Genomic DNA, 25294 nt, shown 5'->3' with positions numbered 1-25294 from the left:
CGAAGCCCCGATCCCGGGGACGCAACTCGACGCACCACACCCGAACCACTCTCGACAGTACGAGAAAGAGGAAACACCATGGCATCAGGCGGAAGCGCTATCAGGGGATCACGCGTCGGCGCCGGTCCCATGGGCGAGCAGGACCACGGCTACCACGCGGACCGCATCGCCATCTCCTACTGGGACGCCCTCGGCAACGAGACGGTCCGCCACTTCGCGGCGAACGTCCCCGACGAGGAGATCCCGGAGACGATCGACTGCCCGACGTCCGGTCTGCCGGCCGGTCGCGACAAGGCGAACCCGCCGGAGGTCGCGAAGCTCGAGCCGTACAAGACCCACCTCGCCTACGTGAAGGAACGACGCACGGAGGAAGAGGCCGAGCAACTGCTCGAAGAGGCACTCCAGCAGCTCCGTGCACGCCGCGGTACGGCAGCGAAGTAACCGCACAGCACCACATGTAGAAAGGCCGTTCCCCGAGGGGAACGGCCTTTCTGCATGCTGGCACCGGATCGGTGACCGGCCTTCCGCTAGTACTCCGGGAGGATCAATGAATCCGGGACCTCTGCGGCCGCATCCTGGTCGACGAAGAACACCGTCCGTTTGCGTCCCTTGGCCCCGGCGGCGGGGACCTCGTTGTAGCTGGCACCCGCGAGGGCGAGGCCGAGTGCCGACGCCTTGTCGGTGCCGGCGAGGACGAGCCAGACCCGCACGGAGGAGTTGATGGCCGGCCGCGTCAGGCTGAGTCGTTCCGACGGCGGCTTGGGGGAGTTCCGCACCGGGACCACCGAGGTGTCGGTGACCGAGACCTCGGCCCGCTCGGGAAAGAGCGATGCGACGTGACCGTCAGGACCGACACCAAGGAACGTGATGTCGAACCGCGGGTGGTCCTCGCCGGGCCGCGCGAACCGACGGAGCTCGTCCGCGTAGCGCACCGCAGCGGCGTCGAGGTCGATGCCGTCCTCCGGCGCCGGGTATCCGTGCACGTGTTCGGCGACGAGGCCACGCTCCGGAAGCGCCAGCAGGGTCTCCAGCAAGGCCTCGCGTGCCTGCAACTCGTTCCGATCGGCGTCGTCCCGAGCGACCCAGCGCTCGTCCCCCCACCAGAGGTGCACCCGGGACCAGTCCACCCGGTCGCGGTCCTTCGACGCGGCCACGGCGGCGAGCGTCCCCGTGCCGACCGTACCGCCGGTCAGGACGACATGGACCGTCTCCTGCGACTCGAGCAGTTCGCGGGTTCGGGAGAGGAACCGCTTGGCGACCGAGGTCGTCAACTGGTCGCGGTCCTGGTAGACGAGGACGCGTCGCTCGGTCGGCATCAGCTGGTCCGAGCGCGGAGCGTGACCGGCTCGCCGAGGCCGGGGAGGCCCACGGTGATGACCTGTCCGTACAGGACGTCCGGGTCGAGCGTGCGCAGCTCCTCGGCGAGGCAGTCGCGCAGACTGCGACGGGGGAGCGAGAGGTCGTGCGTCGGCTGTCCGGGCTGAATCAGCGTCGCGATGTCGGGAACGGGTCGCTCGAGGACGACGTTGCCGGACGCCCGCGTGAGGCGGACACCGTGGATGCCGCTCGACCCGTGCGCCATGCTGAGTTCGTGGGTCACGTCGACCTGCAACTGCAGCTGGAGCCAGGCGGCGAGCAGCTCGGTCGACGGGGAGTCCGATGCTCCGGACACCTCGATCGCCGTGACGGGCTCGTACGGCGGCTGGTCGAGCACCGCCGCGAGCTGTGCACGCCAGAGCGTGAGCCTGGTCCAAGCGAAGTCCGTGTCTCCGGGGGCGTAGTTCGCCGCGCGACCGCGGAGGGCGGCGTGGGTGTCCGCCGCCGCGGACGCGTCGGTGATGCGACGCTGGGCGATGCGGCCGATCGGTGACGTCGAGACGCGTTCCGGTGCCTCTCCCGGCCACCAGGCGACCACGGGCGCGTCGGGCAGGAGCAGACCGGTCACGAGGCTCTCCTCGTTCTCGGCGACCGCACCGTAGGCGCGCAGGATAACCACCTCGCTCGCTCCGGCGTCGCCGCCGACGCGGATCTGGGCATCGAGCCGGTCTCCGATGGAGGAGTGCTGGTCGTCGTGCTCCGTGGAGAGGACGATGACCCGCATGGGGTGCTCGCGGGAGGCCTCGTTGGCGGCCTCGATGGCCTCCTCCTCGGCTCCGAGCCGCGTCGAGATCACCAGGGTGAGCACGCGACCCAGGGCGACGGCGCCGCCGTCCTCGCGGATGGTCACGAGCGCCTTCGAGAGCTTGCTCGTGGTCGTGTCTGGCAGGTCTACGATCATGGTCGTCTCCAGGTGCGTCCGTCGCGGTTCATGAGGTCGTCGGCCGAGGACGGGCCCCAGGTGCCGGGAGCGTACTGCTCGAGCGGCGTGTCCTGAGCGGCCCAGTACTCCTCGATCGGGTCGAGGATCTTCCAGGAGAGCTCGACCTCCTCGTGACGGGGGAAGAGGGGCGGGTCGCCCAGCAGGACGTCGAGGATGAGACGTTCGTACGCCTCGGGGCTCGCCTCGGTGAAGGCGTGGCCGTAGCCGAAGTCCATCGTGACGTCGCGGACCTGGGTGCCGGCACCCGGGACCTTCGAACCGAAGCGGATGGTGACACCCTCGTCGGGCTGGACCCGGATGACCAAGGCGTTCTGGCCGAGCGCCGAGGTCTGGCTCTCCGCGAACAGGTACTGCGGAGCACGCTTGAAGACGACCGCGATCTCGGTGACGCGGCGTCCGAGGCGCTTCCCGGCACGCAGGTAGAACGGCACGCCGGCCCACCGACGCGTGTTGATGTCGAGCCGCATGGCCGCGTAGGTCTCGGTCGTCGACTCCGGGTTCATCCCGTCCTCGTCGAGGAAGCCCAGCACGTGCTCGCCGCCCTGCCAACCACCGGCGTACTGCCCACGGGCCGTCGCGGCCCCGAGGTCGTCGGGGAGGCGGACGGCCGCGAGGACCTTCTCCTTCTCCGCGCGCAGGTCTGCGGCGTTGAAGGAGATCGGCTCCTCCATCGCCGTGAGGGCGAGGAGCTGCAGCAAGTGGTTCTGGATGACGTCGCGCGCTGCTCCGATGCCGTCGTAGTACCCGGCGCGACCGCCGACGCCGATGTCCTCGGCCATGGTGATCTGCACGTGGTCGACGTAATTGGCGTTCCAGATGGGCTCGTACAGCTGGTTCGCGAACCGGAGCGCCAGGATGTTCTGGACGGTCTCCTTGCCGAGGTAGTGGTCGATCCGGAAGATCGAGTCCGACGGGAAGACCGACTGCACGATGTCGTTCAGCTCGCGAGCCGTCTTGAGGTCGCTACCGAACGGCTTCTCGATGACCACCCGGCGCCACTGACCGTCAGCGGGCTCCGCGAGTCCCGAGCGACGGAGCTGCTCGGTGACCTGCGGGAACGCCTTCGGCGGGATCGAGAGGTAGAACGCGTGGTTGCCCATCGTCCCGCGATCCGCATCGAGCTCCTCGATGGTCTCCTTCAGCTTCTCGAACGCCGCGTCGTCACCGAATTCACCGGGGACGAACCGGATGCCCTGGGCGAGCTGGTTCCAGACGTCCTCGCGGAACTCGGTCCGGGCGTACTGCTTGACGGATTCGTGGACGACCTCCATGAAGTCCTGGTCCTCCCAGTCCCGTCGGGCGAACCCGACGAGTGAGAAGCCAGGGGGCAGGAGGCCCCGGTTCGCCAGGTCGTACACGGCCGGCATCAGCTTCTTGCGGGACAGGTCGCCTGTCACGCCGAAGATGATGAGGCCGCTCGGACCGGCGATCCGATTGAGGCGTCGGTCGGTGTCCACCCGCAGCGGGTTGGACTCCGGGGTGATTTCCACCGGGGACATGAAGCTCCTTGTGCAGTGACGCGCTAGTCGTTGACGGCGTCGAAGAGGGTGACGATGTTCTGGTCCGGCGACGTGAGGGTCAGCGTGAGGACCGGACGACCGTGCTCGGCGAGGACGCGGGCGTCGCCGCCTGCCTGGGCCTCGATGAGCTGGCCGAAGGTGAACGGGCGCTCGGGGATCTCCAGGTCGACGGGAGCCGTCTCGGTGATCTGCAGGAACACGCCGTTCGCGGGGCCGCCCTTGTGGTACTGACCCGTCGAGTGCAGGAAGCGCGGACCCCACCCGAAGGTCGTGGGTCGTGCCGCCTTCGCCGCGACCAGGTCGCGGATGCTCTCGAGCTGCGGGGAGGCGAGTCGGTCGACGTAGCCCTGGATCGCGACATAGCCGTCGGAGGGGAGCTGCGCGAGCAGTGCCTCGACGGCGCCGGACAGGGTGGTCACGCCGTCGAGCAGACCGGCCGAGCCGCGGACCTCGACACCGTCGGCGACGAAGGCGGGTGCCTCAGGCTCCGGACGGTTGTCGAGCAGACCACGGGTGGCGACCTTCGCGGACTCGACGTCCGGCTGGTCGAACGGGTCGATGCCGATGAGGCGCCCGGCGACGACGGTCGCGTACTCCCACACCAGCATCATCGCGCCAAGGCTGCCGCTGACGAGGATCTCGCCCTCGTGGCGGTCGTGGCGCAGCAGGTGGAACTCGTGGGCGTCGTCGACGATGCGGACGATCTGGAGGTCGGCCGGTTTCGACTCGAGCTCGGGAGCGAGCGGGTTGAGCACGACGGGCAGCAGGCCGCGACCGGACTTACCGGTCGATTCGGCGATGAGCTGTTCGGCCCAGTCGGGGAATCCGACGATGTGCGTCCCGTCGGTGATGAGACCGACCTTGTCGCGCAGCGGAACGGTGCCACCGATCGCCGCACCCAGGATGAGTCCCGGGTTCGACGCGTCGTCGATCGCGAGTTCCCCGAGCACCGCGTCGGCCTCGTCGAGCAGCGCGCCGATGTCGACACCGGCGAGACCGGACGGCACGAGACCGAAGGCGGTGAGCGCGCTATAGCGACCGCCGACGTTGGGGTCGGCGTTGAAGACCCGGTAGCCGGCCTCGTTCGCCGCCGCCTCGAGCGGGGAGCCCGGGTCGGTGACGATCACGATGCGGCCCGCGGGGTCGATCCCCGCAGCCGTGAACGCGGCCTCGTAGGCACGGCGCTGGCTGTCGGTCTCGACGGTGGAGCCGGACTTCGAGGAGACGACGAGCACCGAGGTCTCGAGGCGGTCCGCCAGGGCCGCGAGGACCTGACCGGGAGCGGTCGAGTCGAGGACGGTGAGGTTGCCACCCAGCGTGTTCGTGATGACCTCGGGTGCGAGCGAGGAACCGCCCATGCCCGCGAGCACGATGTGGTCGATGCCCTCGTCGTTGAACTGCTCACGGAGCGCGAGGATCGGCTCGACCAGCGGGCGGGAGATGGACACCGCCTGGACCCAGCCGAGGCGTTTGGACGCCTCGGCCTCGGCCGCAGGACCCCACAGCGTGGGGTCCTGGTCCGTGATGCGCGACGCGACGAGGTCGCTGACGAGCGTCGGGACCACCGATGCGACAGCGGCTTCCGCCGCGCCGCTCACGCGGATCTTGAAGCTCACTTGGAGGCCTCCAGAGCCGTCTTCACGGTCTCGAGCAGCTCGTCCCAGGACACGATGAACTTCTCGACGCCCTCACGCTCGAGCAGCGCCGTCACCTCGTCGTAGGACACGCCGAGTGCGGCGATGGCGTCGAGGACCTCGTTCGCAGCCGCGTAGGAGCCGGTGACGGTGTCGCCGGTGATGACGCCGTGGTCGAAGGTCGCCTCGAGGGTCTTCTCCGGCATGGTGTTGACGACGCCGTCGGCGACGAGCTCGGTCACGTAGAGCGTGTCGGGGAGGTCGGCGGACTTGACGCCCGTCGAGGCCCAGAGCGGACGCTGCTTGTTGGCGCCGGCCTCGAGGAGCGCGGTGGCACGCTCGCTCGCGAACTCCTGCTCGAAGACCTGGTAGGCGAGCTGGGCGTTCGCGACGCCGGCCTTGCTCTTCAGCGCGGTCGCCTCGGGGCTGCCGATCGCGTCGAGGCGCTTGTCGATCTCGGTGTCGACCCGCGACACGAAGAACGAGGCGACCGAGTGGATCGTCGAGAGGTCGTGGCCCGCGGCCTTGGCCTGCTCGAGACCGGTGAGGAACGCGTTGATGACCTCGCGGTAGCGGGTGAGGCTGAAGATCAACGTGACGTTGACGCTGATACCGGCGCCGATGACCGCGGTGATGGCCTCGAGGCCCTCGACCGTCGCGGGGATCTTGATCATCGCGTTGGGCTGGTTGACCTTGGCCCAGAGCTGCTTGGCCTGGTCGATCGTCGAGGCTGCGTCGTGCGCGAAGCCCGGCTCGACCTCGATCGACACGCGGCCGTCGTACCCGTTGGAGGAGTCGTAGACCCCACGGAAGATCTTCGATGCCGCGGCCACGTCGTCGGTGGTGATCTCGAAGACCGCCTCGGTGACGTCCTTGCCGTCGGCGGCGAGCTGGGCGACCTGCTCGGCGTAGACGTCGCCGTTGCTGAGCGCGGACGCGAAGATCGTCGGGTTCGTCGTGACACCGACGACGTTGCGGTCGGCGATGAGCTGCTCCAGCCCACCGGACTGGATGCGTCCGCGGGAGAGGTCGTCGAGCCAGATGCTGACGCCGGCGGCGGACAGCTGGGCGGTTGGGGTTTCAGTCATGTTCTTCTGTCTCCTTCGCCCGGGCTACTTGCCGAGCGTCTCGTGTGCTGCGGAGACGACTGCCTCCGTGGTGATGCCGAACTCACGGAACAGCGTCTTGTAGTCGGCGGACGCACCGAAGTGCTCGATCGACACGGTCCGGCCGGCGTCGCCGACGATGCTCTTCCAGGTCAGGCCGAGACCCGCCTCGACGGAGACGCGTGCGGTGACGGCCTTCGGGAGGACGGACTCGCGGTACTCGGCGGACTGCTCCTCGAACCACTCGAGTGCGGGCACCGAGACGACGCGGGCGTTGACGCCCTCGCCGCGCAGGACCTCGCGGGCCTCGACGGCGAGCTGGAGCTCGGAGCCCGTCGCGATGAGGATGACGTCCGGCGTGCCGCCGGGCGCCTCGGCGAGGATGTACGCACCCTTGGCGACGTTCGACGCTGCAGCGAAGGTCTCGCCGGTGGCGTCGCCCGTGCCGCGCTCGAACACCGGGATGTTCTGACGGGTCAGCGCGATGCCGGTCGGGCCGCCGCGACGCTTGAGGATCTCGAGCCAGGCGTAGGCCACCTCGTTCGCGTCACCCGGTCGCACGACGGCGAGGTTCGGGATGGCACGGAGCGAGGCGAGCTGCTCGATCGGCTGGTGCGTGGGGCCGTCCTCACCGAGGGCGACGGAGTCGTGGGTCCACACGAAGATGGACGGCACGTTCATGAGCGCGGCGAGACGGACGGCCGGACGCATGTAGTCGCTGAAGATGAGGAAGGTGCCACCGAACGCGCGGGTCGGGCCGTGCAGGACGATGCCGTTGAGGATCGCGGCCATGGCGTGCTCGCGGATGCCGAAGTGCAGGACGCGACCGTAGGGGTTACCGGTCCACTCGTGGGTGGAGTGCTCGCTCGGGATGAACGACGCACCGCCCTCGATCGTCGTGTTGTTCGACTCGGCGAGGTCGGCCGAACCGCCCCAGAGCTCCGGGATGACCGGGCCGAGGGCGTTGAGCACCTTGCCGGATGCGGCGCGGGTCGAGACGTCCTTGCCGGCCTCGAACACGGGCAGCGCCGACTCGACACCCTCGGGGAGTTCGCCGGCCTCGAGACGCTCGAGCAGCGCAGCGCGCTCCGGGTTGGCCGCGGCCCAGGCGTCGAACGTCTGCTGCCACTCGGCGCGTGCCTCGGCACCGCGGTCGATCGCCTTGCGGGTGTGCTCGATGACCTCGTCGGCGACGAAGAAGTTCTGCTCGGGGTCGAAGCCGAGCACCTCCTTGACGGCCGCGAGCTCCTCGGCGCCCAGCGCCGAACCGTGGATCTTGCCGGAGTTCTGCTTCTTGGGAGCCGGCCAACCGATGATGGTCTTGAGGATGATGAGCGACGGCTTGTCGGTCTCTGCCTTCGCGGCCTCGATCGCGTCGTTGAGCGCGCGGACGTCCTCGACGTACTCGCCCGTCTTCTTCCAGTCGACGACCTGGACGTGCCAGTGGTAGGCCTCGTAGCGGGCCTTGACGTCCTCGGTGAAGGCGATGTTGGTGTCGTCCTCGATCGAGATCTGGTTGGAGTCGTAGATCGCGATGAGGTTGCCGAGCTGCTGGTGACCGGCGAGCGAGGAGGCCTCGCTCGTGACGCCTTCCTGCAGGTCACCGTCACCGGCGATGACGTAGACGAAGTGGTCGAACGGGCTCGTGCCGGCCTCGGCCTCGGGGTCGAACAGGCCACGCTCGAAGCGGGACGCGTACGCGAAGCCCACGGCGGAGGCGAGCCCCTGGCCGAGGGGACCGGTGGTGATCTCGACGCCGTCGGTGTGGCCGTACTCCGGGTGACCCGGCGTGAGCGAGCCCCAGGTGCGGAGCGCCTCGAGGTCGGAGAGTTCCAGACCGTAGCCGCCCAGGTAGAGCTGGACGTACTGGGTCAGCGAGCTGTGCCCGACCGACAGGACGAAGCGGTCGCGTCCGAGCCAGTCCTGGTCCTTCGGATCGCGTCGCATGACCTTCTGGAACAGCAGGTAGGCGGCGGGGGCGAGACTCATCGCCGTTCCCGGGTGGCCGTTGCCGACCTTCTCCACCGCGTCGGCGGCGAGGATGCGCGCCGTGTCGACTGCTTTGCTGTCAATGCTTTCCCACTGCAGATCTGCCACTGAATACTGACCCTTCTCATCGGAACAGGAGGCCGACGAGCGGTCGAGCCTTCTTCTGTGCGTTCGCGGCCCACGTCGTCTTCGGCGTCCGAGCACACGACACCGCTCTTCGAACTGGGTGAAGGGGGGCGCACGCGTGCACAGTGGCTGGCGAGCACTTCCCAGCATAGCGAACCCCTGCAGCCGAGGGTCGATGTTCGACGAGCGCGAACACGCGACGTCACGGATCGTCGCAGAGCTTGCAGGACAGGCGTGACCCGGTGAGGGACCGCGCGTCTGCGCACCGTGAGTAGGGAGCCGTCCGCGCGTGTCGTAGAATCGTCTGCGGACCGCGCACCGGGCGAGCAGTGCGTGGTGAACCGAACGTTAGAGGAGCAATGGACGTCGCTGTAGCAGAACGTGTGTCGAGCCCCAAGCTCGGTTTCCGACGCAAGGCGAAGGCGTACATCGCCCTCACCAAGCCGCGGGTCATGGAACTGCTGCTCGTGACGACGATCCCCGTCATGATCCTCGCGAAGGGCGGTCTGCCCGACTGGTGGCTCGTGATCGCGACCGTCATCGGCGGGTCGTTGAGCGCCGGCTCCGCGGCGGCGTTCAACTGCTACATCGACCGCGACATCGACGCGGTCATGGACCGCACGAAGAAACGCCCTCTCGTCACCGGCGAGCTCACACCGCGTGAGGCACTCGTGTTCGCGTGGACGCTCGGCGTCGTCTCGACGGTCTGGCTCCTCGCCACCACCAACTGGCTCGCGGCCGCACTGTCCGTCGGCGCGATCCTCTTCTACGTCTTCGTGTACACGCTGTGGCTGAAGCGACGCACCCAGCAGAACATCATCTGGGGTGGCATCGCGGGCTGCTTCCCCGTCGTCATCGGCTGGGCCGCCGTCACCGGTTCGCTCTCGTGGGCACCGATCATCCTCTTCGCGGTCGTGTTCCTCTGGACGCCGCCCCACTACTGGCCGCTGTCCATGAAGTACCGCAGTGATTACCAGGCCGTCGGCGTGCCGATGCTCGCCGTCGTCCGCGGTCGCGCGCAGGTCGGCCTCCAGGTCATCCTGTACGCGTGGGCGACGGTCGTCTGCTCGCTCCTGCTCATCCCGGTGGCCGACATGGGGCTGCTGTACAGCGCCGTCGCCCTCCTGTCCGGCGGCTGGTTCGTCTACGAGACCCACCGCCTCTACAACCTCGCGATCCGCCACGAGCACGTCTCGCCGATGCGTGTCTTCCACGGTTCGATCACCTACCTGACCCTCCTGTTCCTCGCCGTCGGCATCGACCCGCTGCTCCCGTTCTGACCCGGTGGCTGACGCAGCGGAACGCGGCCGGCTGATCGCTGCGACGGGGGAGAGCCCCGACATCGTCTTCGACCGGTTCGTCTCCTGGGCCGAGGCCGGCGGACTCAGCCTGTACCCGGCGCAGGAGGAGGCGCTCATCGGCATCGTCGACGGCGCCAACGTCATCCTCTCCACCCCGACGGGCACCGGCAAGAGCCTCGTCGCCGCCGGCGCACACTTCGCGGCGCTGAGCTCCGGTCGCCGCAGCTACTACACGGCCCCGATCAAGGCGCTCGTCAGCGAGAAGTTCTTCGCACTCGTCGAGATGTTCGGCGCGGAGAACGTCGGGATGGTCACCGGGGACTCCTCGGTGAACGCCGACGCGCCGATCGTCTGCTGCACCGCGGAGATCGTCGCCAACCTGGCGCTCCGGCACGGCGAGGACGCCGGCATCGACCAGGTCGTGATGGACGAGTTCCACTTCTACGCCGACCCCGACCGCGGGTGGGCGTGGCAGGTGCCGCTGCTCACCCTCCCGGACACGCAGTTCATCCTCATGTCCGCGACCCTCGGCGACGTCGGCGACCTCGCACGGGACCTCGAGCGCCGGACCGGCCGTGAGACCGCCATCGTGACCGGCGTCGAACGACCGGTGCCGCTCCATTTCTCCTACGCGACCACACCGATCCACGAGACCGTGGAAGACCTCCTCCACACGGGACAGGCTCCGATCTACATCGTCCACTTCGCGCAGGCGGCGGCGCTCGAGCGCGCCCAGGCGTTGACCAGCCTCAAGGTCGTCACCCGCGAGCAACGCGACGAGATCGCCGACGCCATCGGCGACTTCCGGTTCAGCACCGCGTTCGGCACGACACTGTCCCGGCTCGTCCGCAGCGGGATCGGTGTGCACCACGCCGGCATGCTGCCGAAGTACCGACGCCTCGTGGAGCAGCTGGCCCAACGTGGTCTTCTCCGCGTCATCTGCGGGACGGACACCCTCGGCGTCGGGATCAATGTCCCGATCCGCACGGTCCTGTTCACGGCGCTCACGAAGTACGACGGCACGAAGATGCGCCAGGTGAACGCCCGGGAGTTCCACCAGATCGCCGGTCGTGCGGGTCGGGCCGGCTACGACACCGCGGGCACCGTCGTCGTCCAGGCTCCCGAGCACGAGACCGAGAACCTCAAGCTCATCGAGAAGGCCGGCGACGACCCGAAGAAGCGCCGGAAGATCATCCGGAAGAAGGCGCCGGAGGGGTTCGTGTCGTGGGGGGAGCCGAGCTTCCAGCGTCTCGTCGCGGCCGAGCCTGAGACATTGACCAGCCACATGCAGCTCACCCACGCGATGATGCTCAGCGTCATCGCACGCGGCGGTGACAGCTTCGGCACCATCCGCTCCCTCGTCTTCGACAACCACGAGCCTCGGGCGAGACGCTTCGCCCTGGCCAGGCGCGCGCTCGAGATCTACCGCACCCTCCGCACGGCAGGCGTCATCACCCAGACGATCGACCCTGAGACGGGTGAGGTCGTCATCGGCCTCACGGTCGAACTGCAGCCGAACTTCGCGCTCAACGCTCCGCTGTCGCCGTTCGCCCTCGCCGCGTTCGAGCTGTTGGACCCCGCGGAGCCCGGCTTCGCCCTCGACGTCATCTCGGTGGTCGAGTCGACGCTCGACGATCCGCGCCAGATCGTCATGGCCCAGCAGCACCTCGCCAGGGGCGAGGCCGTGCAGGCGATGAAGGCCGAGGGGATCGAGTACGACCAGCGCATGGAGCTCCTCGAGGCGGTCACCCATCCGAGACCGCTGGCGGAACTCCTCGAGGCGGCGTTCACGAGCTACACCGCCGCGCAGCCGTGGGCACTCGACCTCGAGCTCCGCCCGAAGGCGGTCGTCCGCGACTTCATCGAGCGCGCACTGAACTTCAGCGAGTTCGTCTCGTTCTACAGTCTCTCGAGGTCCGAGGGACTCGTCCTGCGATACCTCTCCGACGCCTTCCGGGCGATCCGGCAGAGCGTGCCGGACGAGTTCAAGGACGAGGAGCTCCAGGACCTCATCGAGTGGCTCGGCGAACTCGTCCGACAGGTCGACTCGAGTCTGCTCGACGAGTGGGAGGAACTGTCCCACCCGGACCCCGAACGCCATGCGGAGGCGAGTCGGTCACTCCCGCCCACGCCACGGAGCGTTCTCGCCAACCGCCGGGCGTTCACCGTCCTCGTCCGGAACGAACTCTTCCGCCGGGTCCAGCTCGCGTCGCTGGAGCACTACGACGCGCTCGGCGAGCTCGACGCGTCGGCCGGATTCGACGCCGACACCTGGGCCGACGCCATGGATCCGTACTTCGAGGAGCACGGTGAACTCCCGACCGGTGCTGCAGCACGGAGCCCGGCGCTGCTGGTCGTCGACGACGAGGACGAGCGCCCCGTCGGCGACACGGGCGGTGTCTGGCGGGTACGTCAGGTGTTCGCCGATCCGGCCGGCGACCATGACTGGGGGATCAGCGCGGTCATCGATCTCGACGCCTCCGACGAGACCGGGACCGCGGTCGTCCGCGTGACCGCGGTCGGGATGCTCGGAGCCGTCAGCAGGCGCAGTGAGCCGTCAGCAGGCGCAGTGAGCCGTCAGCAGGCCCGCTGAACCGTCGGCGGGAGAGCGTCTGAGTCGTCAGCGGGAGACGCTGAGGGATGCCGACTCCTCGACGCGTGACGCGGTCCGGACCGGGATCCGCTGCTGCAGCACGACCCAGGTCATCGCGGCGACGAGCAGTCCGGCGAGCACCATGTGCAGCCCGACCAGCACCTCGGGGAGTCCGAGGCGGGCCTGGGTGAGCCCCACGATGATCTGCACCACTTCGACCGCGAGCAGCGTGGAGACCGCGGTGCGCACCCCGCGCGACCCGCGGCGGGCACCGAGCGCGATCGCGCCGATGAGCAGCAGGATGGTGCCGGCGAGCGTCGCGTAGGCGGGCCAGCTGTGGAGGTGCTGGAGGAACTCGGGGTCGAACCCGTTGCGCGGCGCCGGCACCTCCTTCGAGTTGTCGCCGGCGTGCGGGCCCGAGCCCGTCGTCAGGATGCCGAACACGACGGTGACGGCGACGAAGAGGCTCGTCAGGTGGACGACGCCGAGGTACCAGCCGGGCATGACCTTCACCGCACCACGGGGCCCGCGGTAGACCCGATGGACGAGCATCGTCGCGAGGGCGACCAGGACGATCGAGATGACGAAGTGCAGCCCGACCACGTACGGGTTCAGCCCGGTGAGGACGGTGATGCCGCCGAGGACCGCCTGCGCGGGGATCGACAGGCCCTGGAGCAGGGTCAGTCGGAAGAGGTCGGGGCGCTGCCGGCGCATGCGGATCACCGCGAGGAACGCGGCGATCACGATGGCCGCGAGGACGAAGGTCAGAAGTCGGTTGCCGAACTCGATGAAGCCGTGGATGCCCATCTCCGGCGTGTTGACGAAGGAGTCGTCCGTGCAGCGCGGCCACGTCGGGCATCCGAGCCCGGAGGCCGTTAGACGCACGGCACCCCCGGTCCCGATGAGGACGAGTTGGAAGGCGAAGGAGAGCCAGGCGACGACCCGTACGCGCTTGTCGATCGTCGTCGGCAACCACTGCCAGAACCGGGCGGCCCGCACCCGGTCGGGAAGGGACGGTGCCGGCGTCGGTCGACCGGCGGTCTTGGAGTGGTGTGACACGGGTCGATCCTTCGGTTCGCGGTGGCCACGGCTGCGGTATCCACCGTCCTCACCCACAACCCACAGGAAGCTGTAGGATTATGAGGTTCACGGTGCGCGCGAGAAGCGCCATGGTTCATGAACATTGTAGGTTCGCGAAGAAGCCGCCCGCACATCCCCTCCCCAATCCGCTCCGATCAGGCGCGTGCCATGGGAGGGAATGACGACCTCCAGCCGGTGGTTGTCTCCAGGGAGGAAAGAGGGACACATGTCAGACATCCTGATCGATCGCCCGGAGCTCGCCGGACTCGGCCAATACGAGTTCGGATGGCACGACGGCGACGTCGCCGGCGCTTCAGCGCGCCGCGGCATCTCCACGGAGGTCGTGGCCGACATCTCCGCACTGAAGAACGAACCGGACTGGATGCTGCAGCGCCGCCTCAAGGCCCTGCAGCTGTTCGAGCGCAAGCCCATGCCGACGTGGGGCGCCGACCTCTCCGAGATCGACTTCGAGAACATCAAGTACTTCGTCCGCTCCACCGAGAAGCAGGCTCAAACCTGGGAGGACCTGCCGGACGACATCAAGAACACCTACGAGAAGCTCGGCATCCCCGAGGCGGAGCGCCAGCGCCTCGTCTCCGGCGTCGCCGCGCAGTACGAGTCCGAGGTGGTCTACCACCAGATCAACGAGGAGCTCGAGGCGCAGGGTGTCATCTTCATGGACACCGACACCGCGTTGCGCGAGCACCCCGAGTTCTTCGAGGAGTACTTCGGCACGGTCATCCCGTCCGGCGACAACAAGTTCGCCGCGCTGAACACCGCCGTATGGTCGGGTGGCTCCTTCGTCTACGTGCCGCCCGGCGTGCACGTCGAGATCCCGCTGCAGGCCTACTTCCGGATCAACACCGAGAACATGGGCCAGTTCGAGCGCACGCTGATCATCGCCGACGAGGGCAGCTACGTGCACTACATCGAGGGTTGCACCGCGCCGATCTACAAGTCGGACTCGCTGCACTCCGCGGTCGTCGAGATCATCGTCAAGAAGAACGCCCGCGTCCGCTACACGACGATCCAGAACTGGTCGAACAACGTCTACAACCTGGTCACGAAGCGCGCTACGGCCGCCGAAGGCGCGACCATGGAGTGGATCGACGGCAACATCGGATCCAAGGTCACGATGAAGTACCCGTCCATCTACCTCATGGGCGAGCACGCCAAGGGCGAGACCCTGTCCGTCGCGTTCGCCGGTCCCGGCCAGCACCAGGACGCCGGCGCGAAGATGATCCACATGGCTCCGTACACGCAGTCGTCCATCGTCTCCAAGTCGATCGCCCGAGGCGGCGGACGCGCGGGATACCGCGGCGAGGTCCGGGTGGACGCCAACGCCCATCACTCGGCCAACACCGTGCGCTGCGACGCGCTCCTGGTCGACACCATCTCCCGCAGCGACACGTACCCGGCGATCGACATCCGGGTGGACGACGTCCAGCTCGGACACGAGGCGACGGTGTCCAAGGTCAGCGAGGAGCAGCTCTTCTACCTCATGAGCCGCGGCATGCCGGAAGACGAGGCCATGGCGATGATCGTCCGCGGCTTCATCGAGCCGATCGCCCGCGAACTGCCCATGGAGTACGCACTCGAACTCAACAAGCTCATCGAGATGGGCATGGAAGGATCCGTCGGTTAATGACGACTGCAGCACCGACTCAGACCGAAGGACAGCACGGCATCACGGCACACAGCGACGGCGCAGGACGCGTCATCCCGGTGCAGACCCGATCGGAGCGCTTCAGCTCCTATGATGTCGCCGACTTCCCAGCGGTGACGGGACGCGAGGCGGTCTGGAAGCTCAGCCCGGTCGCGCAGTTCACCGACCTCACCGCGGGGGAGCTCGACGGCTCACCCACCCCGATCACGCACGACGACGTCGACGGTTTCAGCGTCGAGTGGATCAGTCGCGACGACGCCCGCGTCGGCTCCGCCGGCGTGCCGGAGGAGCGCGCCTCCGCGAACGCCTGGTCGAGCTTCGACCAGGCACTGGCGATCTCGGTCACGGGCGAGGAGCCCAAGACCCTGCGCCTCGAGCGGAGCGGGCTCGGCGACGGCGCCCGCGCTGCGCACACCGTCATCACCGCCGCGCCGTTCAGCCGTGGCCTCATCATCATCGAGAACGCGGGCGAGGCCCGCCTCACCGAGAACGTCGAGATCGTCGTCGGCGAACAGGCCGACGTGACCGTCGTGACCGTGCAGTGGTGGGACGACGCCGCCGTGCACCTCGCCAGCCACTTCGCGTCCATCGGTCGCGACGCCCACCTCAAGCACGTCGTGGTGTCGCTCGGCGGCAAGGTCGTCCGGGTGAACCCGACCCTGCACCTCGCCGGTCAGGGCTCGGACCTCGACTCGCTCGGCGTGTACTTCTCCGACGCGGGTCAGCACCTCGAGCAGCAGGTCTACATGCACCACGACGCACCGAACACCCGCGGGCGCGTGACCTACAAGGGCGCACTGCAGGGCGAGGGTGCGCGGTCCGTGTGGATCGGCGACGTCCTCATCAGCAACCGTGCCGTCGGCACCGACAGCTACGAGCAGAACCGCAACCTGGTCCTCTCCGACGGCACCCGTGCCGACTCCGTGCCGAACCTCGAGATCGAGACCGGCGACATCGCCGGTGCCGGTCACGCGAGCGCGACCGGACGCTTCGACGACGAGCAGCTCTTCTACCTGCAGGCTCGAGGCATCCCTGAGGACGAGGCACGACGACTCGTCGTCCGCGGCTTCCTCGTGGAGATCATCCAGCAGATCGGTGACACCGAGCTGCAGGAGCGCCTCTCGGCGGCCATCGAGGCCGAACTGCTCGGCGCCGACGGACAGGGCACCGGCGGAGCGCAGCACTGATGGCGACGAAGGTGTGCTCGTTCGACGAGCTCGCCGTCAACCAGGCCAAGCGGGTCGTGGTGGACGGCGTGCCGATCGCCCTCGTGCGCGACGCGTCGGACGAACTGTTCGCGATCGGCGACCTCTGCACCCACGGCGACATCTCGCTGTCCGAAGGCTTCGTCGAGGACGGCAACCTCGAATGCTGGGCACACGGCTCGCAGTTCTCGCTCACGACGGGCAAGCCGCTCACCCTTCCGGCCTACGAGCCGGTCCCCGTCTACACCGTCGAGCTCATCGACGGTGACATCTACATCGACCCGACCGCAACGAAAGAGATCTAGCACCATGTCAGTCCTCGAAATCCGCGACCTGCACGTCAGCGTCGAAACCGAGCAGGGCACCAAGCCGATCCTGCGTGGCGTCGACCTCACCATCCGCACGGGCGAAACGCACGCGATCATGGGTCCGAACGGTTCGGGCAAGTCCACGCTCGCGTACACGATCGCCGGCCACCCGAAGTACACCGTCGACAGCGGATCCATCACGCTGGACGGCGAGGACGTCCTCGCGATGAGCGTCGACGAGCGCGCCCGTGCCGGACTCTTCCTCGCGATGCAGTACCCGGTCGAGATCCCCGGCGTCACGGTCACGAACTTCCTCCGCACGGCGAAGACCGCCGTCGACGGCGAGGCGCCCGCGATCCGCGGCTGGATCAAGGACGTCCGCGAGTCGATGAAGAACCTGCGCATGGAGCCTGCCTTCGCCGAGCGCAACGTCAACGAGGGCTTCTCCGGTGGCGAGAAGAAGCGTCACGAGATCCTCCAGCTCGAGCTGCTGAAGCCGCAGTTCGCAGTCCTCGACGAGACCGACTCCGGCCTCGACGTCGACGCCCTCAAGATCGTGTCCGAGGGCGTCAACCGCGCCAAGGAGAACACGGGCCTCGGCGTCCTGCTGATCACGCACTACACGCGGATCCTCCGCTACATCAAGCCGGACTTCGTGCACGTCTTCGTCGCCGGCAAGATCGCCGAGCAGGGCGGTCCCGAGCTCGCCGACCGACTCGAGAACGAAGGCTACGACCGTTTCCTCGTCGACGCCGTCGTCGCCCCGGAAGGTGCCTGAAGCCGCGCGAGCGGTCTAAGATAACGACATGGTAACAACGCTCAGTCCGCAACGATTCGACGAGGTCGAAGAGGCGCTCAAGGACGTCATGGACCCCGAGCTCGGGGTGAACGTGGTCGACCTCGGTCTCATCTACGACCTGGGTTGGGATGACGAGAACGACGCGCTCATCATCCACATGACCCTGACCTCCGCCGGATGTCCGCTCACGGACGTCCTCGAGGAGCAGACGGGTCAAGCGCTCGACGGCATCGTCGACGCCTTCCGCATCAACTGGGTGTGGATGCCGCCGTGGGGCCCGGAGCGCATCACGGACGACGGGCGCGACATGATGCGTGCCCTCGGCTTCTCGATCTGATCGAACCTCCCCGACGACGGACGGCTGCATTGCAGCCGTCCGTCGTCCTGTTCCCGGCAGCGTCGTCCGGCTGATCCCGGATAGGGTCGAGGCATGACCGAGATCGTGTCCGCAGACCCCCTCGACGTCCTGCGCAGCCGGACGAGCGAGAAGTGGTCCGAGTACCCCGACGACGTCTTGCCCATGTTCGTCGCCGAGATGGACGTCCCCCTGGCACCCGTGGTCCGCGATGCCCTGCACGCGGCGATCGACCGCGGTGACGCCGGGTATGTCGCGAGCCGCACACGGCTCCCGCAGGCGTTCGCCGACTTCGCAGCGCGACGTTGGGGATGGGACGTGGATCCCGGTTCCGTGTTCACCACCGCCGACGTCAGCATGGGCATCGTCGAGATCCTGCGTCGCGTCGTCTCTCCCGGCGAGGGCGTCGTGATCACCTCGCCGGTCTACCCGCCGTTCTTCGACCTCGTCACCGAGGCCGGGGGAGTCGTGGTGGACGTCCCCTTGCTCGGGTCCAGCCGCGCCGACGATCCCGCCGGAGGCTGGCGGCTCGACCTGGACGGTCTCGAAGCCGCCTTCCGCAACGGCGCGAAGGCGTTCCTCCTCTGCAACCCGCACAACCCGATCGGTCGGCCGCACACGGTCGACGAACTCCGCTCGGTCGCCGCGCTGGCCGCGCGGTACGGGGTCACGGTCGTGAGCGATGAGATCCACGCTCCGCTCACCCAGCCGGGCGAGCGGTTCGTCCCCTATCTCAGCGTGTCCGACGAGGCCTCCGAACACGGGTACGCCGTCCTGTCGGCGAGCAAGGCCTGGAACCTCGCCGGCCTGAAGTGCGCGGTGATGGTCACCGCCGGCCCCGGGCCGCGGAGCGTGGTCGCCGGGATGCCGGTCGAGGTGTTCTGGCGGACGGGCCAGTTCGGTGTACTGGCTTCGGTCGCCGCCTTCGAGGCCGGAGAGCCCTGGCTGGACGGGCTCCTCGGGTTGCTCGACGGCAACCGGCGGCTGCTCGGTGAGCTGCTGGGCACCGAGTTGCCCGAGGTCGGCTACCGTCCGCCTGCCGCCGGGTACCTCGCCTGGCTGGACTGCACCACGCTCGGTTGGACCGAGCCCCCGGCGCGACGCATCCTGCGCGAGGCGCGCGTGGCCCTGCAGGAGGGAGCCCCGTTCGGGCCCGGCGGCGTCGGCCATGCACGACTCAACCTGGCCTGCTCACCCGAGCTCCTCACCGAGGCGGTCGGACGGATCTCCGCCCTGCGTTGACTGCTGTCCGGCCGCACCGGAACGGCCGCGGTGCTGAGCATCGGATTCACGATTTATACTGGGAGGCTGACCCCCACCCTCCGCGTTGTCGAAACGCACCCGAAGAAATGGACTATGCCTGTGCTGAGTGTGCACGACCTCGAGATCCGCGTGGGGGCACGCGTGCTCATGGAGCACGTGAACTTCCGCGTGTCCGCCGGCGACAAGATCGGCCTCGTCGGCCGCAACGGTGCAGGGAAGACGACCCTGACCAAGACGCTCGCGGGGGAGACCCTCCCGACGAACGGCAAGATCGATCGCGGTGGCGAGATCGGTTACCTGCCGCAGGACCCGCGCTCCGGCAACCCGGAGGACCTCGCCCGCACCCGCATCCTCGATGCGCGCGGTCTCGGCCAGCTCGCGCTCGGCATGCACGAGTCGAGCATGGCCATGGCGAGCGACGACCCGAAGGTGGCGGAAGCCGCCATGAAGAAGTACGGCAACCTCACCGACCGGTTCAACGCGCTCGGCGGGTACGCCGCAGAGGCCGAGGCGGCCTCGATCGCGTCGAACCTGAACCTGCCCGACCGCATCCTCGATCAGCAGCTGAAGACGCTCTCGGGTGGACAGCGCCGCCGCATCGAACTCGCGCGCATCCTCTTCTCCGACGCCGAGACGCTCATCCTCGACGAGCCGACCAACCACCTCGACGCCGACTCCGTCGTCTGGCTGCGTGAGTTCCTCAAGCAGTACAAGGGCGGGTTCATCGTGATCTCGCACGACATCGAGCTCGTCGGCGAGACCGTCAACCGGGTCTTCTACCTCGATGCGAACCGCACCGTCATCGACATCTACAACATGAACTGGAAGAACTACCAGCGTCAGCGCGAGGCCGACGAGGAGCGCCGGAAGAAGGAGCGCACCAACGTCGAGAAGAAGGCGACGGCGCTCCAGCTCCAGGCGGCCAAGTTCGGTGCGAAGGCCAGCAAGGCGGCCGCAGCCCACCAGATGGTGGCTCGCGCCGAACGGATGCTCTCCGGGCTCGAAGAGGTCCGCGCGCAAGACCGCGTGGCCAAGCTGCGGTTCCCGACCCCGGCGCCCTGTGGCCGGACGCCGCTCATGGCGAGCAACCTGTCGAAGAGCTACGGCTCGCTCGAGATCTTCACGGCCGTCGACCTCGCGATCGACCGTGGCTCGAAGGTCGTCATCCTCGGATTCAACGGCGCGGGCAAGACGACCCTGCTGCGGATCCTCGCCGGAGTGGACCAGCCCGACACCGGGCAGCTCGAGCCCGGGCACGGCCTGCGGATCGGCTACTACGCGCAGGAGCACGAGACGATCGACGTGAAGCGCAGCGTGCTCGAGAACATGGTCTCCTCGTCGCCGAACATCACCGAGATGGAAGCGCGCAAGGTCCTCGGCTCGTTCCTGTTCACCGGCGACGACTCCAACAAGCTCGCGGGCGTGCTGTCCGGTGGCGAGAAGACGAGACTCGCTCTCGCGATGATCGTCGTCTCGGGCGCGAACATGCTCCTCCTCGACGAACCGACCAACAACCTCGACCCGGCCAGCCGTCTGGAGATCCTCGACGCGCTCGCCCACTACGAGGGTGCCGTCGTGCTCGTGAGTCACGATGAGGGCGCCGTCGAGGCGCTCAACCCCGAGCGGGTGCTCATCCTGCCCGACGGCGTCGAGGACCACTGGAACAAGGACTACCAGGACCTCGTCAGCCTGGCCTAGCGCCAGCGGGCCAGCGCGCCCGGCCCGTGAGCATCACGGGCCGGGCGCGCCCCGTCCGTCGACGGCTCGGGGCGGTCGGGTCAGCGACTCGCTTCGAGGATCTCATCCTCGATGTCGGCGTCGGACCGTGCCTTCGCGGCGAGCCGTTCGGCGCGCGCAGCCGCACGCCGCTGCTCCTTCGGGTCGTCGGAGTTCAGGATGCGGTACTCCTGACGGATGGCATAGGCGAGGAAGATGAAGCCCATCAGCGCGAAGACCACCCATTGCAGCGCGTACGAGAGGTGCATCCCCTCGTTCGGCTCGGGCTTGATCGGACCGAGCGGTGCCGCCTCGGCAGGCGCCGGGCTCTCCGAGAGGAGCATGCCGTACGCACCGGAGTAGAGCGTCTCGCCGCGGAGTTCGGCGATCTGCGGGAGGTTGATCGTGGCCACCTGGCCGTCGGCGGCCCCGCGGCCCGGGAGCGTCGGTTCGCCGGGTCGGATGCGGACGACGACCGAGACCTCACCGCTCGGAGGGGCCGGGACCGACTCGGGTGCTTCGAGTGAATCGTTCGCAGCGACCCAGCCACGGTCGACGATGAACACGTCTCCGTTGGCAAGTCGGAGCGGCGTGAGGACGTTGAAGCCCGCCTGGTTGTTCCGGGGACGGTTCCGGACCAGCAGCTGTTCGTCAGGCAGGTAGGTGCCACTCATCGACACCGGGTGCCATTCGTCGGCCACGCTGAAGGAGTCCAGCGACGGCAGCGCTTCGTCGAGCGGGATCGGGGTCGCGTCCCAATTGGTCTCGATGCGCTGGACCTCCTCCTCCTTCTCGCTCGCGCGGGCGAGCTGCCAGTTGGAGAGGAGGACGCACACGATCGCGAACACGATCGCGACGCCGAGGTAGCCGAGCCAACGGCGGCTGAAGGCGAACCGCCAACCCGCGCTCATGAGCCGACCGCCGACGCCAGCGGACGCCGCTCGCGCGGGAAGGAGCGGGCTTCGAGGAAGGCTTCCAAGAAGTCGACGTGTTCGTCGCAGGCGGTCCAGACCTTCACGCGGTCCTCCGCGTGGATCTTCGGATTGCGCCACTCGATCCGCCAGCTCGCCGCCGCGCGGCAGCCGGCCCGGGAGCAGATCACGCCGTCGGGCTCGGCACCGAACCCGATCATGCCTGGTCGGCCGGACGAGGCGGAACCGAGTCGTCGACGATGATCGGCCGCTGGGACACGACGACACCGGTGGGGCGCTCGATGGCCCCCTGCGACGGCAGCGACCCGGCGTTCGCGATGATGACGGCGACGTACGGCAGGAAGATGGCACCGGCTGCGACCGCGAACATCCAACCGCCCTGGACGAACGGGAGCGCAGCGAGGCAAAGCAACCGGACACCCATGGTGATCGAGTACTTGATGAGCCGCTGCCGGCGCTCTTGTTCGGGAGCCGGTGGGAGGGAGGTGATGCTCTGCTGCTTCATGCCATGACCAGCCTACGCGCTCGGCGGGTGGGCGAAGCCCCCAAATCACCGGGAGAAAGGGAGTACCCCCATATGCTGGTACGGGCCCGCGGCCGGAACGTCGCGCGCCCCGACGGCCGCCGCACGAGTCGGCCGGTATCGCCGCAGGAGAGGAATCGACCATGACCGCACCACGCACCGTACTCGTCACCGGAGGCAACCGGGGGATCGGCTTCGCCATCGCCGAGGAGTTCGTCGCGCAGGGTCACCGCGTCGCCGTCACCGCACGATCCGGCGAGGGCCCCGCTGGCACGTTGACCGTCCGCGCGGACGTCACCGACGCCGCCTCCGTCGACGCGGCGTTCACCGAGATCGAGTCGGAGCTCGGGCCGGTCGAGGTGCTCGTCGCGAATGCGGGCATCACGAAGGACACCCTGCTCATGCGGATGAGCGAAGACGACTTCGACCAGGTGGTCGACACGAACCTCGGCGGGTCCTTCCGCGTCGTCAAGCGTGCGTCCAAAGGCATGCTCAAGGCACGCTTCGGGCGCATCGTGCTCATCTCCAGCGTCGTGGGCCTCTACGGGTCCGCCGGACAGGTCAACTACGCGGCCTCGAAGAGCGGCCTCATCGGCATGGCGCGGTCCATCACCCGCGAGCTCGGTGCACGTGGGATCACGGCGAACGTGATCGCCCCGGGGTTCATCGAGACCGACATGACCGCCGAACTGCCCGCAGAGACCCAGGCCGAGTACAAGAAGAGCATCCCGGCAGCGCGTTTCGCGAGTGCGAACGAGGTCGCGAAGGTCGTCACGTGGATCGCCGGTGACGACGCGGGCTACATCTCCGGCGCCGTGATCCCGGTCGACGGCGGCCTCGGCATGGGTCACTGACCCGGGCAGCACCGCACCGAGCAGAACCCGACATCGGGCGCTGACCCCGACGCGCGGATCAGATCCCGAGGAGCGGGAGGACGCCGGCGAGGTCGACCCGGCCGGCGACGACGTCGGCATGGCGGCGGACGATCGGCTTCGCGTTGAACGCGACCGAGAGCCCGGCGACGGCCATCATCTCGAGGTCGTTGGCTCCGTCGCCGATCGCGATCGTCCGTCCCAACGGCACGCCGTCCTCGTCGGCCCACTCCTGCAGTGCGGCCGCCTTCGCCGCCGCGTCGATGATGGGACCGCTGAGGCCTCCCGTCAACCGACCGTCGGCGGTCTCGAGGCGGTTCGCCCGCACATGGTCGAGGCCGAGTACCTCCGCGAGCGGGTCGAGCAGTTCATGGAACCCGCCGGACACGACACCGATCCGTGACCCGTGCGCATGCAGCCGGCCGATCAGCGTCTCCAGGCCGGCCGTCGTCCGGATCCGTTCGGCGATCACCGGGATCCGGTCGACGGGCAGGCCCGCGAGCGTCGCGACCCGGGCCCGGAGGCTGTCGGCGAAGTCGAGGTCACCGCGCATGGCGCGCTCGGTGATGGCGGCGACCTCAGAAAGGCTGCCGACCTCCTCGGCGAGCAGCTCGATCACCTCGTTCTGGATGAGCGTCGAGTCGGCGTCGAGGACCGCGAGGAACCGGACGCCTCGTCCGGCCTGTGGGGGGAGTGCTGCCTCGGGATCCGCCACTGCCGAACGCTCGGTACTCATGGAACGACGCGTACTCCCTTGCCAACCACGGTGAGACCGGATTCGGTGACGGTGAAACCGCGAGCGCGGTCACGGTCGTGGTCGACACCGACGCTCGCGCCGGAGGTGACCACCACATCCTTGTCCAGGATAGCCCGCTTGACGACGGCGTCCGGTTCGATGTGGACCTTGTCGAACACGACCGAGTCGGAGACGTGGGCGCCGGATTCCACGAGCGCCCATGGCCCGAGGACACTGCGCTCGATGTGGGCACCGGACAGCAGCGAACCGAGGGAGACGATCGAGTCGATGGTCTGGCCGAGGTTGCCCTTCGCGTCCCGCACGAACTTCGCCGGCGGCGAGTTCAGCTGCGAACTGAAGATCGGCCAGTCGCGGTTGTACAGGTTGAAGATCGGGAGCGTCGAGATGAGGTCCTGGTGGGCCTCGTAGAACGACTCGATCGTCCCCACGTCGCGCCAGTAGTAGCGATCGCGATCCGTCGAGCCGGGCACGTCGTTCCGCTGGAGGTCGTAGACGCCGGCCTCACCGCGGTCGACGAAGTACGGGACGATGTCGCCACCCATGTCGTGGTTCGAGCTCGTCACCTCACCGTCGTCGATGACCGCCTGCATGAGTGCGTCGGCGTCGAAGACGTAGTTGCCCATCGAGGCGAGCACCTCGCCGGGGGAGTCGGGCAGGCCCGGCGCGTCGAGCGGCTTCTCGAGGAAGCGGGCGATGGTCGTCGGGTCGTCCGCGTCGACGTCGATGACGCCGAACTGGTCGGCGAGGGAGATGGGCTGACGGATCGCGGCGACCGTCGCCTTCTTGCCCGAGGCGATGTGCGCCTCGATCATCTGCGCGAAGTCCATGCGGTAGACGTGGTCGGCGCCGACGACCACGACGATGTCGGGCTTCTCGTCGCGGATCAGGTTGAGGCTCTGCAGGATCGCGTCAGCGGATCCGCTGAACCAGCGCTTCCCGAGACGCTGCTGCGCCGGCACGGACGCGACATAGGAGTCGAGCAGGCCGGACAACCGCCAGGTCTGCGAGACGTGGCGGTCGAGGCTGTGGGACTTGTACTGGGTGAGGACGACGATCTGGGTGAGTCCGGAGTTGATGAGGTTCGACAGCGCGAAATCGATCAGGCGGTACTGCCCGCCGAACGGTACGGCCGGTTTCGCGCGGTCTGCGGTCAGCGGCATCAACCGCTTCCCTTCCCCACCAGCGAGGACGATTCCGAAGATCTTCTTTGAGGCGGCCATGGCTTCACA

General features: G+C 68.2%; 23 protein-coding genes. 11 read left to right on the top strand and 12 right to left on the bottom strand.

All coding sequences use genetic code 11. From position 1 onward, the window contains the following. The first annotated feature begins 78 nt into the window (after positions 1-78). On the top strand, positions 79-441 hold the full coding sequence (locus IFU30_RS08125; protein ID WP_064296926.1) for an RNA polymerase-binding protein RbpA: 363 nt from the start codon (positions 79-81) through the stop codon (positions 439-441). An 86-nt stretch (positions 442-527) separates the two neighbouring features. On the opposite strand, the gene pgl is transcribed toward IFU30_RS08125, so the two are convergent. Genes pgl through tkt form a run of 6 tightly spaced genes read right to left on the bottom strand, consistent with a single transcriptional unit; the run spans position 528 to position 8677 of the window. Then, entirely contained in the window at positions 528-1316 is a 789-nt protein-coding gene (gene pgl / locus IFU30_RS08120; RefSeq protein ID WP_079705958.1) for a 6-phosphogluconolactonase, read from the bottom strand. After that, positions 1316-2278 carry a glucose-6-phosphate dehydrogenase assembly protein OpcA gene (locus IFU30_RS08115; protein ID WP_079705959.1) on the bottom strand — a complete coding sequence of 321 codons (963 nt, stop codon included), beginning with the start codon at positions 2276-2278 and terminating at the stop codon, positions 1316-1318. Before IFU30_RS08115 ends, pgl begins: the two co-directional genes overlap by 1 nt. After that, positions 2275-3819 (bottom strand): glucose-6-phosphate dehydrogenase, encoded by a 1545-nt coding sequence (zwf, locus tag IFU30_RS08110; RefSeq protein WP_064296929.1) that lies wholly within the window; start codon positions 3817-3819, stop codon positions 2275-2277. The genes IFU30_RS08115 and zwf overlap by 4 nt, the downstream gene beginning before the upstream one ends. Before the next feature lie 23 nt (positions 3820-3842). Then, entirely contained in the window at positions 3843-5456 is a 1614-nt protein-coding gene (locus IFU30_RS08105; RefSeq protein WP_064296930.1) for a glucose-6-phosphate isomerase, read from the bottom strand. After that, entirely contained in the window at positions 5453-6562 is a 1110-nt protein-coding gene (tal, locus tag IFU30_RS08100; RefSeq protein ID WP_079705961.1) for a transaldolase, read from the bottom strand. Before tal ends, IFU30_RS08105 begins: the two co-directional genes overlap by 4 nt. 24 nt (positions 6563-6586) lie before the next feature. Further along, positions 6587-8677 carry a transketolase gene (gene tkt, locus IFU30_RS08095; RefSeq protein ID WP_192004892.1) on the bottom strand — a complete coding sequence of 697 codons (2091 nt, stop codon included), beginning with the start codon at positions 8675-8677 and terminating at the stop codon, positions 6587-6589. Positions 8678-9054: 377 nt separating this feature from the next. Between tkt and IFU30_RS08090 the strand changes: the two genes are divergently transcribed. Both IFU30_RS08090 and IFU30_RS08085 read left to right on the top strand, forming a co-directional pair. Next, a complete protein-coding gene (locus tag IFU30_RS08090) occupies positions 9055-9975 on the top strand; it encodes a heme o synthase (protein WP_064296933.1) in 921 nt (306 codons plus the stop codon). Positions 9976-9979: 4 nt separating this feature from the next. Continuing rightward, positions 9980-12589 (top strand): DUF3516 domain-containing protein, encoded by a 2610-nt coding sequence (locus IFU30_RS08085; protein WP_192004891.1) that lies wholly within the window; start codon positions 9980-9982, stop codon positions 12587-12589. A gap of 27 nt (positions 12590-12616) precedes the next feature. Here the strand turns inward: IFU30_RS08085 and IFU30_RS08080 are convergent, their stop codons facing one another. After that, positions 12617-13588, bottom strand: coding sequence for a COX15/CtaA family protein (locus IFU30_RS08080; RefSeq protein WP_192005431.1), 972 nt, complete (start codon positions 13586-13588; stop codon positions 12617-12619). 307 nt (positions 13589-13895) lie between these two features. On the opposite strand from IFU30_RS08080, the gene sufB reads away from it, so the two are divergent. From sufB to abc-f, 7 genes are all read left to right on the top strand, one after another. Further along, complete coding sequence (gene sufB, locus IFU30_RS08075) at positions 13896-15314, top strand: Fe-S cluster assembly protein SufB (protein ID WP_079705963.1); 1419 nt, start codon at positions 13896-13898, stop codon at positions 15312-15314. Beyond that, positions 15314-16522, top strand: a complete 1209-nt coding sequence (gene sufD / locus IFU30_RS08070) for a Fe-S cluster assembly protein SufD (RefSeq protein ID WP_192004890.1) — start codon at positions 15314-15316, stop codon at positions 16520-16522. The genes sufB and sufD overlap by 1 nt, the downstream gene beginning before the upstream one ends. Then, positions 16522-16845 (top strand): non-heme iron oxygenase ferredoxin subunit, encoded by a 324-nt coding sequence (locus tag IFU30_RS08065; RefSeq protein WP_441005546.1) that lies wholly within the window; start codon positions 16522-16524, stop codon positions 16843-16845. The genes sufD and IFU30_RS08065 overlap by 1 nt, the downstream gene beginning before the upstream one ends. Before the next feature lie 4 nt (positions 16846-16849). Next, a complete protein-coding gene (sufC, locus tag IFU30_RS08060) occupies positions 16850-17626 on the top strand; it encodes a Fe-S cluster assembly ATPase SufC (protein WP_064296938.1) in 777 nt (258 codons plus the stop codon). A gap of 28 nt (positions 17627-17654) precedes the next feature. Continuing rightward, the gene (locus tag IFU30_RS08055; protein ID WP_056005622.1) at positions 17655-17984 is read left to right on the top strand and encodes a metal-sulfur cluster assembly factor; all 330 of its coding nucleotides are present in this window, start codon (positions 17655-17657) and stop codon (positions 17982-17984) included. A 93-nt stretch (positions 17985-18077) separates the two neighbouring features. Beyond that, positions 18078-19244 (top strand): MalY/PatB family protein, encoded by a 1167-nt coding sequence (locus IFU30_RS08050; protein ID WP_192004889.1) that lies wholly within the window; start codon positions 18078-18080, stop codon positions 19242-19244. A gap of 120 nt (positions 19245-19364) precedes the next feature. Beyond that, the gene (gene abc-f, locus IFU30_RS08045) at positions 19365-20963 is read left to right on the top strand and encodes a ribosomal protection-like ABC-F family protein (RefSeq protein WP_056005615.1); all 1599 of its coding nucleotides are present in this window, start codon (positions 19365-19367) and stop codon (positions 20961-20963) included. An 80-nt stretch (positions 20964-21043) separates the two neighbouring features. Here the strand turns inward: abc-f and IFU30_RS08040 are convergent, their stop codons facing one another. From IFU30_RS08040 to IFU30_RS08030, 3 genes are read right to left on the bottom strand one after another with little or no spacing between them, the layout of a single operon-like run. Then, positions 21044-21892: an SURF1 family cytochrome oxidase biogenesis protein gene (locus IFU30_RS08040; protein WP_085510918.1), complete on the bottom strand. Its 849-nt coding sequence runs from the start codon at positions 21890-21892 to the stop codon at positions 21044-21046. Beyond that, the gene (locus tag IFU30_RS08035) at positions 21889-22113 is read right to left on the bottom strand and encodes a hypothetical protein (RefSeq protein WP_192004888.1); all 225 of its coding nucleotides are present in this window, start codon (positions 22111-22113) and stop codon (positions 21889-21891) included. Before IFU30_RS08035 ends, IFU30_RS08040 begins: the two co-directional genes overlap by 4 nt. Beyond that, positions 22110-22418, bottom strand: a complete 309-nt coding sequence (locus IFU30_RS08030) for a DUF3099 domain-containing protein (RefSeq protein ID WP_086473255.1) — start codon at positions 22416-22418, stop codon at positions 22110-22112. Before IFU30_RS08030 ends, IFU30_RS08035 begins: the two co-directional genes overlap by 4 nt. Before the next feature lie 161 nt (positions 22419-22579). Here IFU30_RS08030 and fabG point away from each other — a divergent pair, with 161 nt between their 5' ends. Beyond that, positions 22580-23290 carry a 3-oxoacyl-ACP reductase FabG gene (gene fabG / locus IFU30_RS08025; protein WP_079705970.1) on the top strand — a complete coding sequence of 237 codons (711 nt, stop codon included), beginning with the start codon at positions 22580-22582 and terminating at the stop codon, positions 23288-23290. Positions 23291-23348: 58 nt separating this feature from the next. Here the strand turns inward: fabG and serB are convergent, their stop codons facing one another. Both serB and IFU30_RS08015 read right to left on the bottom strand, forming a co-directional pair. Beyond that, positions 23349-24044 (bottom strand): phosphoserine phosphatase SerB, encoded by a 696-nt coding sequence (serB, locus tag IFU30_RS08020; protein WP_192004887.1) that lies wholly within the window; start codon positions 24042-24044, stop codon positions 23349-23351. Further along, positions 24041-25285, bottom strand: a complete 1245-nt coding sequence (locus tag IFU30_RS08015; RefSeq protein ID WP_064296946.1) for a glucose-1-phosphate adenylyltransferase — start codon at positions 25283-25285, stop codon at positions 24041-24043. The genes serB and IFU30_RS08015 overlap by 4 nt, the downstream gene beginning before the upstream one ends. Between the last annotated feature and the right edge of the window lie 9 nt (positions 25286-25294).

This window comes from Plantibacter sp. CFBP 8798, assembly GCF_014841195.1.
Taxonomy (GTDB): Bacteria; Actinomycetota; Actinomycetes; order Actinomycetales; family Microbacteriaceae; genus Plantibacter; species Plantibacter auratus.
Note: the sequence above shows the minus strand (reverse complement) of the source record. Positions and strands in the feature narration are given on the sequence as shown.